Annotated in this window: 14 protein-coding genes; 7 read left to right on the forward strand and 7 right to left on the reverse strand. The window is 73.4% G+C overall.

Annotation, left to right across the window (positions count from 1 at the left end; genetic code table 11):
- Positions 1 to 182: 182 nt before the first annotated feature.
- A complete protein-coding gene (ligA, locus tag ACFYOB_RS02510; protein ID WP_388553375.1) occupies positions 183 to 2,249 on the forward strand; it encodes an NAD-dependent DNA ligase LigA in 2,067 nt (688 codons plus the stop codon).
- 466 nt (positions 2,250 to 2,715) lie between these two features.
- On the opposite strand, the gene ACFYOB_RS02515 is transcribed toward ligA, so the two are convergent.
- The 3 genes from ACFYOB_RS02515 to ACFYOB_RS02525 form a co-directional block, all read right to left on the reverse strand.
- Positions 2,716 to 4,509 (reverse strand): ABC transporter permease/substrate binding protein, encoded by a 1,794-nt coding sequence (locus ACFYOB_RS02515; RefSeq protein ID WP_388553377.1) that lies wholly within the window; start codon positions 4,507 to 4,509, stop codon positions 2,716 to 2,718.
- The gene (locus ACFYOB_RS02520) at positions 4,509 to 5,570 is read right to left on the reverse strand and encodes a glycine betaine/L-proline ABC transporter ATP-binding protein (protein WP_388554024.1); all 1,062 of its coding nucleotides are present in this window, start codon (positions 5,568 to 5,570) and stop codon (positions 4,509 to 4,511) included. Before ACFYOB_RS02520 ends, ACFYOB_RS02515 begins: the two co-directional genes overlap by 1 nt.
- A gap of 179 nt (positions 5,571 to 5,749) precedes the next feature.
- Positions 5,750 to 6,691 (reverse strand): SigB/SigF/SigG family RNA polymerase sigma factor, encoded by a 942-nt coding sequence (locus ACFYOB_RS02525; protein ID WP_388553379.1) that lies wholly within the window; start codon positions 6,689 to 6,691, stop codon positions 5,750 to 5,752.
- 155 nt (positions 6,692 to 6,846) lie between these two features.
- On the opposite strand from ACFYOB_RS02525, the gene ACFYOB_RS02530 reads away from it, so the two are divergent.
- Positions 6,847 to 7,236 (forward strand): MarR family transcriptional regulator, encoded by a 390-nt coding sequence (locus tag ACFYOB_RS02530; RefSeq protein WP_388553381.1) that lies wholly within the window; start codon positions 6,847 to 6,849, stop codon positions 7,234 to 7,236.
- A gap of 77 nt (positions 7,237 to 7,313) precedes the next feature.
- Positions 7,314 to 8,876 (forward strand): S8 family serine peptidase, encoded by a 1,563-nt coding sequence (locus ACFYOB_RS02535; RefSeq protein ID WP_388553383.1) that lies wholly within the window; start codon positions 7,314 to 7,316, stop codon positions 8,874 to 8,876.
- Here ACFYOB_RS02535 and ACFYOB_RS02540 read toward each other — a convergent pair.
- Positions 8,856 to 9,629 carry a GntR family transcriptional regulator gene (locus tag ACFYOB_RS02540; RefSeq protein WP_388553385.1) on the reverse strand — a complete coding sequence of 258 codons (774 nt, stop codon included), beginning with the start codon at positions 9,627 to 9,629 and terminating at the stop codon, positions 8,856 to 8,858. The two genes, ACFYOB_RS02535 and ACFYOB_RS02540, sit on opposite strands and share 21 nt — an antisense overlap.
- A gap of 125 nt (positions 9,630 to 9,754) precedes the next feature.
- A complete protein-coding gene (locus tag ACFYOB_RS02545; protein ID WP_388553387.1) occupies positions 9,755 to 11,314 on the reverse strand; it encodes an IucA/IucC family protein in 1,560 nt (519 codons plus the stop codon).
- 106 nt (positions 11,315 to 11,420) lie between these two features.
- On the opposite strand from ACFYOB_RS02545, the gene ACFYOB_RS02550 reads away from it, so the two are divergent.
- Positions 11,421 to 12,935, forward strand: a complete 1,515-nt coding sequence (locus tag ACFYOB_RS02550; protein WP_388553389.1) for an IucA/IucC family protein — start codon at positions 11,421 to 11,423, stop codon at positions 12,933 to 12,935.
- Positions 12,936 to 12,994: 59 nt separating this feature from the next.
- On the forward strand, positions 12,995 to 13,648 hold the full coding sequence (locus ACFYOB_RS02555) for a class I SAM-dependent methyltransferase (RefSeq protein ID WP_388553391.1): 654 nt from the start codon (positions 12,995 to 12,997) through the stop codon (positions 13,646 to 13,648).
- A 39-nt stretch (positions 13,649 to 13,687) separates the two neighbouring features.
- Here the strand turns inward: ACFYOB_RS02555 and ACFYOB_RS02560 are convergent, their stop codons facing one another.
- Positions 13,688 to 14,875, reverse strand: coding sequence for a cytochrome P450 (locus tag ACFYOB_RS02560; RefSeq protein ID WP_388553394.1), 1,188 nt, complete (start codon positions 14,873 to 14,875; stop codon positions 13,688 to 13,690).
- A 147-nt stretch (positions 14,876 to 15,022) separates the two neighbouring features.
- Here ACFYOB_RS02560 and ACFYOB_RS02565 point away from each other — a divergent pair, with 147 nt between their 5' ends.
- Positions 15,023 to 16,534 (forward strand): FAD-binding oxidoreductase, encoded by a 1,512-nt coding sequence (locus tag ACFYOB_RS02565; RefSeq protein WP_388553397.1) that lies wholly within the window; start codon positions 15,023 to 15,025, stop codon positions 16,532 to 16,534.
- A 9-nt stretch (positions 16,535 to 16,543) separates the two neighbouring features.
- Positions 16,544 to 17,677 carry a trypsin-like peptidase domain-containing protein gene (locus ACFYOB_RS02570; RefSeq protein WP_388553399.1) on the forward strand — a complete coding sequence of 378 codons (1,134 nt, stop codon included), beginning with the start codon at positions 16,544 to 16,546 and terminating at the stop codon, positions 17,675 to 17,677.
- On the opposite strand, the gene ACFYOB_RS02575 is transcribed toward ACFYOB_RS02570, so the two are convergent.
- A complete protein-coding gene (locus ACFYOB_RS02575) occupies positions 17,631 to 18,032 on the reverse strand; it encodes a hypothetical protein (RefSeq protein ID WP_388553402.1) in 402 nt (133 codons plus the stop codon). The two genes, ACFYOB_RS02570 and ACFYOB_RS02575, sit on opposite strands and share 47 nt — an antisense overlap.
- Positions 18,033 to 18,074 lie beyond the last annotated feature (42 nt).

Consider the following 18,074-nt stretch of genomic DNA (forward strand, 5'->3'; position numbering starts at 1 on the left):
TTGGCATGCACCTGGCAAGATAGCGCTCCGCCGGGAATTCCTGAAGGAACATGCTCGAAGTCGTACCCCATCAAGCATCTTTGCGCACATCGCATCATCGCACCATCGCGTCCTCGCACTACCGCGTCTTCGCACCAGCCGTCGCAGCGGCCGTTGTCAGACCCCCGCGCGAAGATCAGGACATGACGACGACCACCGCTCCCGCCCTGGCCGACCGCGACGAGTACGCCGACGCGATCGGCGCCGCCCTGAGGGCCTCGGCCGCGTACTACGGCTCCGGGGAATCCGCCCTGGACGACGCCTCGTTCGACCTCCTCCTCGGCCTGATAAAGGCCTACGAGGAGCGCTATCCGGAACACGCCGACCCCGCCTCGCCGACGGGGAAGGTGGCGGGCGGGGCCGTACCTGCCGGGGACGTGGCGCACACCGCCGCGATGCTCTCGCTGGGCAACGTGTTCAGCCCGCAGGACCTGCTCGACTGGGAGGCCTCGGTGCTCCGGCGGCTCGGGGCCCCGGTCATGGGCGGGTACGCGGTCGAACCGAAGCTGGACGGGGCCTCGTTGGCCGCGCGGTACCGCGGGGGCCGGCTGGTCCAGCTCGTCACCCGGGGCAACGGCACCGGCGGCGAGGACGTCTCGCACGCGATCGGCACGATCGCCGGGCTGCCCCGGGAGCTGGCCACGGACGCCTCCTTCGAGGTGCGCGGCGAAGTCCTGCTGACGACCGAGCAGTTCGAGCGGGCGAACGCGATACGTGCCGAGCACGGGGCCGGCCCGTTCTCCAATCCCCGCAACGGCGCGGCAGGCACGCTGCGCGCCAAGGGGCGCCCGTACACCGTGGAGATGACCTTCTGGGCCTTCGGCGCTGTCGAACTCGACGGCGGCAGCGCCCTTCCGGGCGCCAGCCACTCCGAGGTCATGGCGCATGTCGCCCGGGAGGGCGTCCAGACCGCGGCGGCCACTCCCGCCGGTCTGACGGTGGTGGCCACGCTCGCCGAGGTGCAGGAGCAGGTCGACCGTATCGCCGCGCTCCGCGCCGGGCTGCCCTTCGGGATAGACGGGGTGGTGGTCAAGTTGGACGCCCTGGCCGAACAGGCCGCGGCGGGCACCGGATCACGCCACCCGCACTGGGCGACCGCGTACAAACTGCCGGCCGTGGAGCGGCGCACCCGGCTGCTCGATGTGACCTGGTCGGTGGGGCGCACGGGGGTGCTCGCGCCCACCGCGGTCCTCGAACCGGTGGAGATAGACGGCTCGGTGGTCAGGCACGCCACGCTCCACAACCCCGCCGACATCGAGCGCCGCGGGCTGCGCCTCGGCGACACCGTGACCGTGTACAAGGCGGGGGACGTCATCCCGCGCGTCGAGGCTCCGGTGGTCGAGCTGCGCACCGGGGCGGAGCGGCCGATCGAGCCGCCGGCCGTGTGCCCGGGCTGCGGCGGGGAGATCGATCGGTCCCAGGAGCGGTGGCGCTGCGCGCAGCCCGCCGACTGCGGGCGGATCGCCGCGATCCTGTACGCCGCCGGGCGGGACCAGCTCGACATCGACGGCCTGGGCGAGAGGTACGTACGCGCGCTCGTCGAGGCCGGTCACGTCCGGGACGTGGCGGACCTGTTCACCCTCGACGAGCCGCGCCTCACCCAGGCCGCCGGGAGCGAGAAGCGGGCGGCGAAGCTGGTCGAGCAGATCGAGGCGGCGAAGGGCAGGCCGCTGTCCCGGGTGTTCTGCGCGCTCGGCATCGTCGGCACGGGGCGGGGCATGTCCCGGCGGATCGCCCGGCACTTCGGGACGATGGAGGCCGTCCGGGCCGCGGACGCGGCTGCGATGACGGAGGTGGAGCTGGTCGGCGACACGAAGGCGGCCGCCATCGTCGCGCAGGTCGCGGAGCTCGGGCCGGTCATCGACAAGCTCGCGGCCGCCGGGGTCAACCTCACGGAGCCGCAGGCCGTACCCGCCGCCGTCGGGGACGGCGACGGGGCCGGGACCGGGCCGGGGCCACTGGCCGGTCAGACCGTGGTGGTCACCGGCCGGATGGCGGGCGCGCTGGCGGCGTACGACACCCGCGACAAGGTGCGGGAGCTGATCGAGCGGGCGGGCGGGAAGTCGGCGAGCGGCATATCCGGCCGGACGACCCTGCTGGTGGCGGGCGAGAAGGCGGGTGGCAAGGTGGCCAAGGCCGAGGAGGCCGGCATCGAGATCGTCGGTGAGGAGGCCTTCGCCGAGCGCATCGCCGCCTTCCTCACGGTGTGACGGCCAGCACCGGCGGGGCCGGTGAGGTCCACCGGTGACCGCAGGGGTCGAAGGCCAATACCACCGGCTGACCCGGCCGCTGTCGCCAGGAGATGCGTTCGGGCATCCCCGCGCACACCGGACAGCAGGGCAGCGGGGCAGGCTCCGCGCGACACCCTCGTGCGGCCGCGAGCGGCGTGGAGTGCTGCTGATCGCGCATGGACGCTCCCTGGTCGTGCGGTTGGCCTGTCCGCACTGTGCCATGGAGCAGCCCTCGGCCGCACGGGCGGATCGTCCAGAGTTCCGGCTGGTCAGAGGTACGGTCGGCAGGGGGATTCCGGTCCACTTGCGGGCACTTGGTGATCAACCGCACCCGCCGCAGGCCGCCACCACGCCCGATGCCGCCCGGCCGGGTGCACCGGCGGGCGCGGAACCTCGTAGGGTCCCGCGCCCGACGGCTCCCCGCCCGCGCCGGTGGGCCGCGGGGTCAGGGCAGCTTGTCGACCTCGGGGTGCTCGGCCAGCCAGGCGCGGACCGCCTGCTGCTCCTTGCCCTTCCCGGTGTCCTGGATCTTCGCCTCCAGGCCGGTCAGTTGCTCCTCGGTGAGCTTGAAGGACCGCAGCCAGCGCGCCACGTCGGGCTCGTCGGCGGCGAAGCCCTCGCGGGCCAGGGTGTGGATGCCGTCGCCCTTGCCCCAGACGCCCTTCGGGTCCTCCAGCTTGGTCAGCTCGTACGAGGAGTACGCCCAGTGCGGGGACCACAGCACGGTCACGACGGGCTCCTTCTTGTCGTAGGCCCGCTTGAGCTCGGCGAGCATGCCGGGGGTGGAGCCGTCGACGACCTGGTACTCGCCCTCCAGCCCGTACTCCCCCAGGACCTTGTCCTTCAGGATCGACATGGCGCCGGCGCTCGGCTCGATCCCGATGATCCGGCCCTTGAACTGCCCGGACTTGCCCTTGAGGTCGGCGAGCGAGCGCACGTCCTTCACGTACGAGGGCACGGACAGCTCCAGCGAGGTGGAGCCGTACCAGGAACCGAGGTCCTCCAGCTTGCTCCCGTACTTCTCCCAGTACTGGGCGTGCGTGACGGGCAGCCAGGCGTCCGTCTGGAAGTCGAGCCGGCCGCCGGCCAGGCCGGTGTAGAGGGCGCCGGCCTCCAGCTGGCTGGCTTCGACCTTGAAGCCGCGCCGTTCCAGGAGTTCCTTCCACAGGAAGGTGGAGGCGATGCCCTCGTCCCAGGGGATGTAGCCGAGGGAGACCGTGCGGCCCTTGCCGATGTTCGCGGCGTCGGCCGGTCCGTCCTCGGCGGGGGAGCCGCCGAAGGTGCTGAGCCCGCCCGCGACGAGCGCGAGTACGACGGCTCCGGTGATGGCGTAGGCGGGCTGGGGGCGGTGGTTCCACACCTTGGCCGCGCCGGTGGCGGCGGCCCGCGCCTTGGCGAGGGCGCGCCTGCCGAGCGGGGAGACCTGGCGGCCGAGGGCCCCGGTCATCCGGTCGAGGTACATGGCGAGGATGACGATGGAGACGCCCGCCTCGAAGCCGAGGCCGATGTCGACGTTGCCGATGGCCCGGTAGACGGCACCGCCGAGTCCGCCGCCGCCCACCATGCCGGCGATGACGACCATGGACAGGCCGAGCATGATGACCTGGTTGACACCCGCCATGATCGTCGGCAGGGCCAGCGGCAGCTGGACGCGGACCAGGGTGTCGCGCGGGGTGGTGCCGAAGGCTTCGGCCGCCTCGACCAGCTCCCCGTCGACCTGGCGGATGCCGAGCTCGGTCATCCGTACGCCCGGCGGCAGCGAGAAGATGATGGTCGCGATGATGCCGGGCACCACGCCCACCCCGAAGAAGATGATGCCAGGGATGAGGTAGACCATGGCCGGCATGGTCTGCATGAAGTCCAGGACGGGCCGCGCGGCCGCGCTGACCCGGTCGGAACGCGAAGCCCAGATGCCGAGCGGGATCGCGAAGAACAGCGTGACGAGGGTGGCGACCAGGACCAGCGACAGCGTCGACATGGCCTCGGACCACAGCCCGACCGAGTCGACGAGCGCGAGGCCGACGAAGGCCAGCAGCCCGGCGAGGAGCCCGCGCAGCCACCAGGCGGCGAGCGCGAGGATGCCCGCGAACAGCAGCGGCGCGGGAGCGGAGAGGACGGCGTCGATGCCGTCGTAGAGGCCGGTGACGAGCGCGCTGATGGCGTCGAACAGCCAGGACAGGTGGCGCTGGAGGAAGTCGACACCGCTGTCGACCCAGGCGCCGAGGTGCAGACGGGGCATCAGGCGGCCACCTCCACGCAGGCCATCGGGGGCCGTTGTTCGTCACCGAGGAAGGCGACGAGGCGGTCCTTCGGTACGGAGCCGATGACGGCGCCGTCCTCGTCGGTGACGGCGACCGGGTGCGGGACCCGGGCGCTGACCGCGCACAGGTCGGCGAGCGCGGTGTCGGCGCTGACGGTGGGGCAGCCGCAGGCGTCCGCCCCGGCGGGCGCCTCGTCCATGACGGCGTCGGCCGTGAGCACGCGCGAGCGGTCCACGTCCTGGATGAAGGAGGCGACGTACTCGTCGGCGGGACGGATGAGGATGTCCTCGGCGGTGCCCTGCTGGACGATGCGGCCGTCGCGCATGACGGCGATGCCGTCGCCCAGGCGCATGGCCTCGTTGAGGTCGTGGGTGATGAAGACGATCGTCTTCTTCAGCCGCCGCTGGAGTTCGAGGAGCTGGTCCTGCATGTCGCGGCGGATCAGCGGGTCGAGGGCGCTGAACGACTCGTCCATCAGCAGAAGGTCGGCGTCGGTGGCCAGGGCGCGGGCCAGACCCACGCGCTGCTGCATGCCGCCGGAGAGCTCGTCGGGCCAGGACTTCTCCCAGCCGCCGAGCCCGCACAGCGCCAGGGCCTCGGCGGCCCGGCGCTCGCGCTCGGCCCGGGGGACGCCCTGGACCTCCAGTCCGTAGCCGGCGTTCTCCAGGACGTCGCGGTGCGGGAACAGCGCGAAGTGCTGGAACACCATGCTGATTTTGGTGGAGCGTACGCGGCGCAGCTCGCGCGGACCGAGCGCGGTGAGGTCCTCGCCGTCGAAGAGGATGCGTCCCGAGGTGGGCTCCAGCAGTCCGTTGAGCATGCGCAGCAGCGTGGACTTGCCGGATCCCGACAGACCCATGACGACGAATATCTGTCCCGGCTCGACGCGGAACGAGGCGTCGATCACCGCGGCCGTCGTTCCGTCGGCGCGCAGCTCGTCGCGGCCGGTGCCGGCTTCGAGCGCGCGGACCGCGGCCGCCTGGTCGTCGGGGTGTCTTGCGAACACCTTGTAGACGTGCTCGGCCTGGAGCGTGGACACATGTACCTCGCGGGTCGTACGGGTACGGCGCGCGCCGGACGGGCCGGCGCGGGCCGTGGAGCGGGACGGGATCCGCCCGCGTGCGCCGTGCTCTCCGCCACATGTGCCGGAGAGCACGGTTCCGCTCCAGCCGCGCTCGTGCCCTGCATTCACCTGAGCAAACGCAAAGGTGATCTACCTCACGTGCGTCCCGCGCCCGCGCCCTCCGGCTCGTCCTTCAGCATCGAGGCACGCAGGTGCTCGAGGAGCCGGGTCAGCAGGCGCGAGACCTGCATCTGCGAGATGCCGAGAGCGGCGCCTATCTGGGCCTGGGTCAGCTCCTCGCCGAAGCGCATCCGCAGCATCCGGCGCTCGCGGTCGGTGAGCTGTTCCAGCAGCGGTGCCAGGGTCTGGATGTCCTCGACCAGTTCCATGGCCGGCTCCTCCTCACCCATGACGTCGGCGAGGCTGTGCCCCTCGGTATGGCCGCCTCCGTACTCGCAGTGCGCGGCCTGCGGGGCGTCCAGGGAACCGCTGGTGTGGCCGTTGGCGGCGAAGAGACCCTCTATGACCTCCTCCTCCGAGAGGCCGAGGTGGCCGGCGAGATCCGCGACGGTGGGCGAGCGGTCGAGCTCGATGGTCAGCGTTTCCTTCGCCTTCGCGATGTCGATGCGCAGCTCCTGGAGCCGGCGCGGGACGCGGACGGCCCAGGAGGTGTCACGGAAGTGCCGCTTGATCTCGCCTGTGATGTACGGCATGGCCAGCGTGGAGAACTCGTTCTCGCGGGCCGGGTCGAAGCGGTCGATGGCCTTGATCAGGCCGATGGTGCCGACCTGGACGATGTCGTCAATGTCACCACCGTCGCCGCGGTTGCGGAAGCGGCGTACGGCGTACTGGACGAGTGAGGCGTTCATCTCGATGAGGGTGTTGCGGACGTACTGGTACTCCGCGGTGCCCTCGGTCAGTTCGCGCAGGCGCCGGAAGAAGGCCTTCGACAGTTCCCTCGCGTCCGCCGGGGCCACCTCGCGCGGCTCGTCGATCCGGGGCAGGCCCGCGAGGCGGGCCGCTTCGGCGCTCCGACGGGGGGAGGGGAGGGCCGCGGAGGCGGTGGCGGTATGGGAGGACGGGGCAGGGACCGGCATGGGGGTTCGCTCCTTGGGCTGGTCGGCTTGCGGCGCGGGACCTTGACTGCCGTAGATGGTGGACCCCTTCTGGTCGTACGTCAAGAATTACCTGAAATGCATTTCACGTCTTGCATCACGTGAATCGTGTATCGCATCATGACCGCATGGGGAGCATGTCTCAGCGACAAAACTGGACATTCCTGACCAATCACGCCCGCGTTCTGGTGACCATCGCCCGGGACCCGGCCGTGCGGCTCAGGGACGTCGCCGCCGTGTGCGGACTGACCGAACGGACCGTGCAGACGATCGTCACCGACCTGGAGACGGACGGGTACCTGCGGCGCGTCCGCGACGGCCGGCGCAACCGGTACGACATCTCCCCGGGTGCGGTCTTCCGCCACCCGGCCGAGGCGGGTGTCCAAGTGGCCGGCCTGCTCGCCCTGCTGACCGGCGCCTCCGCGGACCCCGACGCTCCGCCGCCGGCCCCTGACATCAGCGACGCGGAAGCCACCGAGCTCCTGGGCATCGCTGCGGTCCGGGACCTCTCGGCGGAGACCGCCTAGTCCCGTTCCCGCTCTCCCGCCCCAGCGGCCCCCGGCGCCCTTGTGCCCTGCTCCGCGACGGCCCCAGCCTTGGCCGCATGAACACGAGACCGCATTTACGGCGGCGCTGCGGCGCCGCCTTGGCGCTGGCCGCCGCGCTCGCGCTCGGGGTGGACACCGGGGCCTCGGCGGCGGGTCCGCCGGAGGGGTCCGTCCGCTACGCGGGGGCGCCGGGAGCCGTCGCCGGCAGTTACCTCGTCCTCCTCGACCCTGCCCGCGCGAAGTCCCGTACCGCGCGGGGCCGGACCGTGGTCGAACGCTCCGGCGGAAAGATCCGCCGCACGTACGACGCCGCGCTGAACGGGTACTCCGCCCAGCTGACGGAGCGGCAGGCCAGGCGGCTCGCCGCGGACCCGGCCGTCGCCGAGGTGGCGCAGAACCGGACGCTGAAGCTCGACGCCACCCAGCCGGACCCGCCCTCCTGGGGTCTGTCCCGGATCGACCAGCGGCGCCTCCCGCTGGACACCGCCTACACCTACCCGGACTCGGCCGGGCAGGGCGTCACGGCGTACATCATCGACACCGGCGTCCGCATCACCCACGAGGACTTCGGCGGTCGCGCCTCCTACGGCTACGACGCGATCGACGACGACATGAGCTCCGAGGACGACCACGGCCACGGCACCCATGTCGCCGGTACGGTCGCGGGCTCGACGCACGGGGTCGCCAAACAGGCCAAGATCGTCGCGGTCCGGGTGCTCGACTACACGGGCCAGGGCACCACGGAGCAGGTGGTGGCCGGCGTCGACTGGGTGACCCGCAACGCGGCGAAACCGGCGGTGGCGAACATGAGCCTGGGCGGGGACCCCGACGACGTGCTGGACGCCGCCGTCCGCAACTCCATCGCCTCGGGGATCACCTACGCGGTGGCCGCCGGCAACCAGGACATCGACGCCTCGGGCCACTCCCCCGCCCGGGTCCGGGAGGCGCTGACGGTAGGGGCGGTCGGCGCCTACGACCACCGCGCCTCCTACTCCAACCACGGGCCTGCGATCGACCTGTTCGCCCCCGGGGACTCCATCTCGTCGGCCGCGTACTTCTCCGACGACTGGTACATGACCATGTCGGGTACCTCGATGGCCACCCCGCACGTCACCGGGGTGGCGGCGCTCCACCTCTCCACCCACCCGGCGGCGACCCCGGCCCAGGTCGGCGAGGCCCTCACCGCCTGCGCCGGCACCGGATCGGTCATCGACCCGGGCCCGGGCTCCACCGACCGGCTCCTCCACGCGGGCGGTTCACCGCAGCGGCCCCGGGGCGAGCGGTTCGCGAACACCACGGACTTCCCGGTTGCCGATCTGACGACGGTCGACTCCCCCGTGACCGTGAGCGGGGTGTCCGCCGCGGCCCCCGCGGACCTCGATGTCGAGATCGCCGTCAAGCATCCGGACGTCGGGGACCTGCGGATCGACGTGATCGCCCCGGACGGCACGGCATACCCCGTCAAGGACGAGTGGGAGGCGTGGATCGAGACCGACTACACCGTGGTCATCGCGATCGACGCGTCCGCCCGGACCGCGAACGGGGTCTGGCGACTGCGCGTGTTCGACACGCGGAGCGGCAACACCGGTTACATCGACTCATGGGCCCTGCGTTTCTGAGCCCTTCACGGAGTACGGGCGCTCGGGGTCGCGGTGGAAGGTCAGCCGGTCCCAGGTGGGGAAGGCCAGATCGGTGACGGCCAGCAGCCGGCCGGAGGCGTCGTGCAGGGTGCGGCGCACGGTCAGGCCGCCGGCCTGCGACGCGGCGGCCGGCGGATGCGTGGTGCGGGTCATGGTGAGGGTCTCGGCGACCCGGCCGTCCCCCGCGGCCCGGTCGAGCCAGTGGTGCAACGGCTCCAGGTCCTCGTCGCGGACCACCGCCGGACGGTCGCGGTAGCTGACCAGTTCGGGGCTCCGGGCGACGGCGCCCGCACTCAGGTACGTGACGGCGTGCCGCAGCGCCTCGCCCGCCGGGCCGCGTTCGCGCCGGTGGAGGACGAGGGTGCGCTCCCCGCCGCTCATGCCGAGCAGCGCGGCGAGCGAGGGCGGCACGCTCACCAGCGTGAGCCAGCTCTGCGCGAGGAGGGGGGCGGGGACGGGGGCGGACAGGGGTGCGGCAGCCGCGGCGTCCGCGGCGACGGACCGGGTGCCGCGGCGGCCGGTGACGACGAGGCCGTCCTCGCGCAGGTGCCGCAGCGCGGCCCTGACGGTCTGCCGGTTGACCTGGTAGCGGGCGGCCAGGCTGCGTTCGGAGGGCAGTCTGCCGCCGGGGACGTGCGCGATGCGGTCGAGCTCGTGCCGCAACGCCGCGGCGATCCGCAGGTACTTGGGCATGGCGGCCGGGCCGCCGCCCCGCGAAGGGGAGGGGGGCATGGCTTCTCCTCTGACGGGTGGTCAAGGACTGCGCTGTCTGCCCGCCCAACGTAGCATTGGTCTATACCTCTACGTGAGAGCGGACGCGGTCCGGGCACCACCTTGGCCGGTTCCCCACCCTCTCCTCACCCCCGCAGCGGGTTCGGCAGCGGCAGGTAGCGGGCGTCCGCGCCGTCGGCGCGGGTCCAGCGCAGCAGCAGGTTGGTCTTGGCGGGCAGGGCGGGGGCGGCGAGGAGCTGTGCGATCTCGGGCAGGCCGCGCGTGGCGCCGTAGCGTACGAACTCCTCCCGTACGGCGGGCCACACGAGCGCGGAGATGTCCGGATGCCGCTCGCACAGCGTCCCCGCGATCTCCGCCAGATGGTTGACCACCAGGCAGTAGACGAGCCGTTGCCAGGCCGCCGCGCGGTCCAGGTCGGGCAGCAGCTTGACCCCCTCCGCGTCGCGGAAGAGGGCCTGCACCGGCATGCCCGCCGCGTCGACGGCGACCAGGGAGTTCTGCAGGTGCGCCTCCAGCACGACCCCGTGGCGGGCGAACAGCTCCAGCACCGGCGGCACGACGTGGCGCAGGTAGGCCCGCCACCAGGCGGCCGGGTCCGCGGTGCCCGCCAGCGGGCTTCCGGCGTAGCCCTCGGCGAGCGCGGCGGCAAGCAGCGGGGTGGCCCCGGGCGCGGCGTGCGCGTGCGCGTCGCGGAAGCCGTCCCGGACCAGGACCGCGAGCTCCTCGAATGCGAAGCCGGCGGTCCGGTAGCCGCGGTCGGCGAGCCAGGCCGCTCCCGACCCGGCCCGGCGCAGCGCGGCGAAGCCGGCCTCGACCGCCGCGTCGGTACGGCGCAGCTTCAGCAGGTCGTGCCTCCACAGCCGGCGCACGTCGTTGGTGATCCGGACGTCGAGGCTGAACTTCACGAAGAGGTCGGCGGACCGGTCCGGCACGTAGAGGGTCCGGATCGAGGCGGTCGGCCAGGCCGGCCGACGGCTCTCGCCCAGCCGCAGCAGCCGCCCGTCGGCGAAGGCCTCGCGCACCGTCGGCCGGCAGCCGATCAGGTCCAGCTGCCAGGGATGGGCGGGCAGCAGCCGGTAACCGGCGGGCGGGCGCGGCCCGTCGAGGGCATCGGCGAGGGAGTCGATCGCCACGGCCGCGGCCGGTCCGCCCTCCTCCGCCACCTGGTCCTCTCGCAGCCCCAGGAAAACCAGCGGGAAGCGGGCGTGGGCCTCCGGCGCGTACGGCAGCCAGCTCCCGGCCGGCGCCCCGCCCCGGGCCTTGGGGGCGGGGTGGTTCGGGTGGCCCATGACCAGGGACTGCTCGGAGAGCAGGTACGGGTCCGCCGGGGGCTCGGCGGTGGCGCGGGCGGTCAGCAGTGCGGCGACCGCGTCCCGGCTGTCGGTGATCTCGACCGGGAGTTCGTCGTTCGCGACCCCGGTGTACCGGCCCAGTTCGTCCGAGGTGAGTTTGACCAGCTCGGTGTGGCTGAGCAGATGCCAGCCGTCCGCCATGTGCAGTTCGGGGCGCACCGGCCGACGGCCGCCCCGCACCCGGAGCAGCCGCCCGCTGCCGCGCAGCCGGTGGACGCCCGCACCGTGTTCCTCGGCGGATTCGGCGGCCTCCCGGAGCAGGCAGTTCAGGAGCGGGGTGGCGGCACAGGTGTCGGCGGCGGCGTTGAGGTCCACTGGTTCCATTCGGTCCATCCGGTGCGCCGGGATCGCGGGACGCGACCTCCGGCCGTGATCTTCAGTATCCGCGATGATGAGTTGATCATCCGGTCAAGCGACAACCCGATCTGCGGAGCCTTCGATGTACTTTCCCGCCTCCCCCGCCGAACAGGCCGTCGCCGCGGAACTGGCCGCCGTGCGGCCCGCGCTCGGTTCCGCGTACCGCGCCGCGCTCGACGGCGCCCGGGCGGCCGTGCTGACCCGGCTGTGGCGGGCGCTGGCCTTCGAACCGCTGCCGTGGGTGGTGGCCCGCGAGCGGGGCCGCACCGGCCTGGAGCTGCTGCTGGCGGGCGGCGGGCGACTGGAGGGCCCGCCGCCGGACGCCTACGCCACCGACGCGTACGTGACGGAGCTGCTGCTCGACGGGAAGCCCTACCGGCACGCCGCCCGGCTGGTGGCGGCGCTGGGCGTCCCGCACGGCGAGGAGTTCGCCGCCGAGCTGGACGGCAGCACGGCCTCGCTCGCGCTCTCCCGGGCCGGGCAGCCGCCCGTCGGCCGGGACGTCGCCGCGCACACCACCTGGCAGTGGGAGCAGCGGGCGGTCGACGGGCATCCGTACCACCCGAACTGCCGTTCCCGGCCCGGCTTCTCGGTGGCCGAGCAGTTGGCGTACGCCCCCGAGCACCGCCCGGTGGTGGAGCTCGGCCTGGTCGCCGTACGAGCCGAGGAGTGCCTGGTCACCGGCGACTGGCCGGCGGAACTGCGGGACGCGGGGCGGATCATGCTCCCGGTGCATCCCTGGCAGGCGGCGCACACCCTCAAGCACGAGCGGGTGCGGGACGGTTTCGCGGCGCATCCACTGATGGCCCTGCGCACCCTCGCCCCGGTGGCGGGCGGGGCGCACGTCAAAACGGCGCTGAGCACCCGGCTGACCTCCTCCGTACGGGACATCTCCGGCTACTCCGTCGAAACGGCGGCGGCCGTGTCCGACTTCGCCCAGACGCTGTCCGAGCGCCTCGACGGCCGGCTGCGCTTCACCCGCACCCTGGGCGCGGCGACCGCGCACAGCCCGGACCTGGCGGCCGTGCTGCGCGAGCCGCCGGAGGTCTACGCGGACGCCGCCGCCGGTGAGCGGGTGCTGCCGGTGGCGGCCCTGGCCTCGTTCCCGCAGGCACGCTCGGCCGCCTGGCGCGCCGAGTTCGCGCGTCTGGCGCTCTCGGTGTGCCTGCGCGTGCTGGAGCTCGGGGTGGCACTGGAGGCCCACGGCCAGAACCTGCTGGTCGTCCTCTCCGCCGCCGGCGCCCCGCTGCGGCTGGTCTACCGCGACCTCGCCGACATCCGGATCAGCCCGGCCCGGCTGGTCCGGCACGGGCTGCCGGTGCCGCCCCTGTCCGGCAGGCTGATCACCGACGACGTCGCCGTGCTGCGGCGCAAGCTGTTCGGGTCGCTGCTGACCGGGGCGCTCGGTGCCACCGCGGGCACGGCCGGGGCCTTCGCCGACGCCTTCGCCGAGGCGGCCGGCCTGCCGGCGACCGCCGACACCGAAGCGCTGCTGACCGGCCCGCTGCCCACGAAGGCGCTCACCCTGATGCGGCTGAGCCCCGGTGTCCCGGGTGATCAGTGGGCGGAGCTGCCCAATCCGCTGACCGGAGGGTGAGCCGGAGCACATGGACGGGATTCCCTCCGGACGGAGTCCGGAGGATACTGTCCAGGGGCATGACAGAGACCTGGAACCTGAGCTCCGTACAGACTTCCTACGACACCGTCGCCACCGATTACGCCCGGCTGCTCGGCACGGAGCTGTTCGGCAAGCCGATGGACCGGGCCATGCTGGCCGCGTTCGCCGAGTACGTACGCGGCGACCGGGGCGGGCCGGGCCGCGCCGTCGCGGACCTCGGCTGCGGTCCGGGCCGGGTGACGGCGCACCTGGACTCACTCGGTGTACGGGCCTTCGGCGTCGACCTGTCCCCCGCGATGGTGGCGGTGGCCCGGCGGACGTATCCGGGGCTGCGCTTCGAGGTGGGCTCGATGGCCGCGCTGGACGTGGCGGACGGGGTCCTCGGCGGGGTGCTGGCCTGGTACTCCACGGTGCACACCCCGCCGTCCCGACTGCCCGTTTTATTCGCCGAGTTCGCACGGGTCCTGGCCCCGGGCGGCTACGTACTGATCGGCTTCAAGGCGGGCGACCGCAAGATCCGGCTGGAGCACGCGTACGGGCATCCGGTCGACCTCGACGTGTACTGGACCCCGCCGGACCTGATCGCCGGGCTGCTCGCCGGGGCCGGCCTCGTCGAGGTGGGCCGCCTGGTGCGGGAACCCGACGGCGACGAGAAGGGTCCGCAGGGGTTCCTGCTCGCGCGCAAGGCCTGAGCCCCGGCCCCCACTGCGGTCGGCGGCCGGGAGCCCCGGCTACCAGCGAAGCGGAAGCCTGCTCACGCCGCGCATGAGGGTGCCCGGGAGCCAGTCGTGCGGGCCGGCGTCCGGGTCCTCGGCCAGGTCGGGGAACCGCTCCAGCAGGGACCGGATCGCGATGCGGCCCTCCATGCGGGCGAGCGGGGCGCCGAGGCAGAAGTGGATGCCGTGGCCGAAGGCGAGATGGCTCGGCCCGGTGCGGCGGATGTCGAAGTCGTCGGGGCCGGTGAACCGGGCCGGGTCGCGGCCGGCCGCGGCGAGGCCGATCATGACGGAGGAACCGGCCTCGATGGTGGTGCCCCCGATCTCCAGGTCGGCTCGGGCGAAGCGGTAGGTGGCGTGCTGCACCGGCCCGTCGTAGCGGAGCATCTCCTCCACCGCGCCGTCGATCAGCCCGTCCGGATCGGCGCGCAGGGCCGCCAGCTGGTCGGGGTGCGCGAGCAGGGCCCGTACGCCGTTGCCGATCAGGTTGACCGTGGTCTCGTGCCCCGCGACCAGCAGCAGGAAGGCCATGCCGATCAGCTCGTCCGGGGACAGCTGGTCGCCGTCCTCGTCCCTGGTCCGGATCAGCGCGCTGAGCAGGTCCTCGCCGGGGTCCGCGGCCTTGGCCTCGACGAGCTCGTACAGGTAGGCGGTCATCTCCTGCATCACCCTGGGGTCCGGGTTGGCCGGGTCCAGCGGGGCCACGACCTCGCCGGACCAGTAGCGGAACCGCTCCTGGTCCAGGTCGGGTACGCCGAGGAGTTCGCAGATGACGGTCATCGGCAGCGGGGCGGCGAAGGACCGGATCAGGTCGCCCCGGCGGTCCGGGGCCGCGGCCATCGCGTCCAGCAGTTCATCGGTGACCTGCTGCACGCGCGGGCGCAGGGCCTCGACCCGGCGGGAGGTGAACTCGCCGGCCACCAGACGGCGCAGCCGGGTGTGGTGGGGCGGATCCGAGTCGAGCATGTTGGCGGCGGCGGCCGTCACCGGAGTGTTCGCGAACAGTTCCTGGCCGATCCAGTTCTTCGACAGGGCCGGGTGAGCCAGGGCTTGGCGGGCTTCGTCGTGGCCGACGACCAGCCAGGTCCGGTCGCCACTGATGACGATCCGGTGGACGGGCCCGACGGAGCGCAGTGCGGCGTAGAAAGGATAGGGATCGGCGTTGAACTCTTCGGCGTGTGCGGTCATGTCGGTAAGAGGCATGGAGCGCAGCCTAAGGTGATCACCGCCGGGACCGAACGGGATATATGAGAAGCCGGATCGTTTCGGCTGTGGTCCATTCAGGGGTCAACAAGGCCTCTGTGGGCCCGCCTTCGCGGCGATCGGCCCGGGCGGTGGGAGGAAGGAGGCATGAGCCTCCACCGGCGCCGGGTCCTGGGCAGCGTGGCCGCGGCCGTCCTCGCCTCCGTCGCGGCGACCGTCCGCGGTCCGGACTTCGGCGCGCTCGCCCGCGGGATCGACGGGCGGGTGGTGCTCCCGGGCGACCGGGACTACGCCGAGGCCCGGCAGTTGTTCCAGCCCCGGTACGACGCCGTGGCTCCGGGCGCGGTGGCCTATCCCGCGCACGCCGGCGACGTGGCCGTCTGTCTGGACTTCGCCCGGCGCTCCGCCGTGCCGGTGGTCGCGCGGGGCGGCGGGCACGGCTACGCCGGGTGGTCGACGCGCGCGGGCGGGCTGGTGGTCGACGCCGGAGCCATGGCCGCGGTGGCCGCCGACGGGGACGGCGTACGGATCGGAGCGGGAGCCCGGCTCGGGGACGTGAACTCCGCCCTCGCCGCACGCGGGCTCGCCGTCCCGACCGGACTGTGCCCGTCCGTCGGCATCGCCGGACTCACCCTCGGCGGCGGTCTGGGGCTGGCCGCGCGGGCCTACGGCACCACCGCCGACCGGCTCACCGGCGCCCGCGTGGTCACCCCCGACGGCGCCGTCCGCGAGGTCTCCGCCGACCGGGACGCCGAGCTGTTCTGGGCCCTGCGGGGCGGCGGGGGCGGCAACTTCGGGGTGGTCACCGAATTCCGCTTCCGCACCCACCCGGTCGGCGACTGCGCCTTCGCCGAACTCCACTGGTCCGACGCCGACTCGGCGGCGGTGCTGCGCGGCTGGCAGCGCTGGCTGGCCGGGCTTCCCGACCCGTTCTGGAGCCAGGTGGAGTTCACGGTCGAATCAGGTACCGCCGCGCCGCCCCCGGCGGTCCGGGTCGTGTGCCTCGACGGGCGCGCCGAGCTGGAAGGGCAGTTGACCCGGCTGTCGGACCTGGTCGGCCGGCCGGCGTCGGACGGCTGGACGGTCGTACGGAGCTACGGCGACACCGTACGGGCCATGTCGGGCTGTCTGGAGCGGACCGCGGAGCAGTGCCGGCTGCCGGGCGCCCTGCCCGGCCGGGACCTGCGGGGGCGGCTGGGCCGGGAGTCGTACGCGGCGCGCTCCGACTTCTGGACGGGTGCCGGGCTGCCCGACTCGGCGGTCGGCGCCGTGCTGGCCGCCGTCCGGCGCTACGGATCCGCGGTTCCGCCGGGCGGCCTCGGGGTGGTGCAGTTCGACGGGGTCTGCGGTGGCGCCGTGAACCGGGTCGCGGCCGCCGCCACCGCGTTCGTCCACCGTGACAGCGCCTTCCTCGCCCAGTACCTCGCCTACTGGCCGAAGTCCGCGACGGCCGCCGAGATCGCCCGGCACCAGGGCTGGCTCGACGGGCTGTGGCAGGACCTGCGGCCCTGGGCGAGCGGCCGGGCGTACCAGAACTACGCCGACCCGAAGCTCGACGGCTGGCGCGAGGCCTACTACGGACCGAACCTCGCCCGGCTGGAACAGGTCCGCCGCACTTACGACCCCGACCGCCTCTTCCGCTTCCCCCAGGCCCTCTAGGAGTCCCGCATGCGACGTACGTTGACCATCGCCGCCGCGGCGGCCGCCCTGTTGCTGGCGGCCGGGCCGCTGCCCGTCGCCGAGGCGGGCGGCGCCGCGCAGGCGGCCGTGGGCCGCTGGTCCGCCAGGGAGGCCCAGTCCTTCTGGACCGCCGAGCGGATGGCCTCGGCCCTTCCGCTGCCGCCGGTGGAGCCCGCGCCGGCGGAAGCGAGCCCGTCCCCGTCCCCGGTGGCGGGGGAACCGCCTGTGCCGTCCGCGGTCCCGTCGGAGATCTCGTCCGTGACCCCGGCCGGGACCCCGTCGGCCCCGGCGCCGGTCGCCACCCCCACTCCGACGCCCCCTCCGACACCGACACCGACACCGAAGCCCGCCCCGGCCGCGATCGTGAGACCGGTTCCCGCGCGCCCCGCCCCCGCGGGTCCCGGGATCGGCCAGGACTTCGGCGGCGTCCCGGTCGTCGGGCGGATGTTCGCGGTCAAGGGCGGCGGGGCCTACTTCTGCACGGCGAGCGTGGTCGCCTCCCCCGGGCGCAACCTGGTGCTCAGCGCGGCGCACTGCCTGCTCGGTTCCGACACCCAGCAGGTGGCGTTCGTACCGCTGTACACGCGCGCGAACCCGCAGCCGTACGGGATCTTCCCGGTCCTGCGGGACGCGGGCGGGCACTCCAAGATCTGGATCGACCCGCGCTACCGGTCCCAGGGCCCCGACCGCGCGGCCGCCCTCGACGTGGCCTTCGCGCAGGTGGGGCCGGACTCCCACGGGTTCCCGGTGCAGGACGTGGTCGGCGGAAACCGCCTGGTGACCGGTGCCGGTTACGCGCACGCGCAGGTCACCCTGATCGGGTACCCGGCCTCCGCCGCCCGCCCCCGCCTGTGCGTCAACCGCACGACGAAGTTCACCAGTCCCGACGCCCGGACCCCCGGATCGTTCCTGCGGATCGACTGCACGGGGTATCCCGGCGGGACCAGCGGCGGCCCCTTCCTGACCCGGTACGACACGCGGACCGGAACCGGTGACGTGGTCGGGGTCATCGGCGGCTGGAAGACCGGCGGGGACACCGCCGACACCTCCTACAGCTCCTACTTCGGCACGGACATCAGGAAGTTGTACGAGAAGGCGGTTGCCGGGGCGAAGGCGGTGTGAGCGCCCGGACCCAGCGGGTCCGGCGCGGGTTGCCGACCGTGCGCGGGGTCGCCGGGAGCCCGGCGGCGGTCAGCGGGTCGGCGGGCGGGAGGCGGAGCTTGCGGCGCAGTTCGGCGAGGGCGGCGTGGACGGGCGCCAGCACGAGCTCGGCGCCCGGGTCGACGTACGCGAGGGCGTGGGCGGTGGTCTCGATGGCCTCGGCGGCGTCCTCGGCGGCGGTCCGGCTCCACCCTCCCCCCGCCACTGCCGGGAGGATCCCCCAGGGCGCGACGGTGTCGTAGAGGTGGCAGGCGGCATCGGCCACGGCGTCGGCCCGTTCCCCGACGCCCGGCGCCGCGATGGTCGGCAGTTCCATACCGGGTCAACGAGCCGATCCCGCCCGGGGGTACTAGCGGAT

Origin of the sequence: Streptomyces sp. NPDC006463 (assembly GCF_042870715.1) — a bacterium.
Taxonomy (GTDB): Bacteria; Actinomycetota; Actinomycetes; order Streptomycetales; family Streptomycetaceae; genus Streptomyces.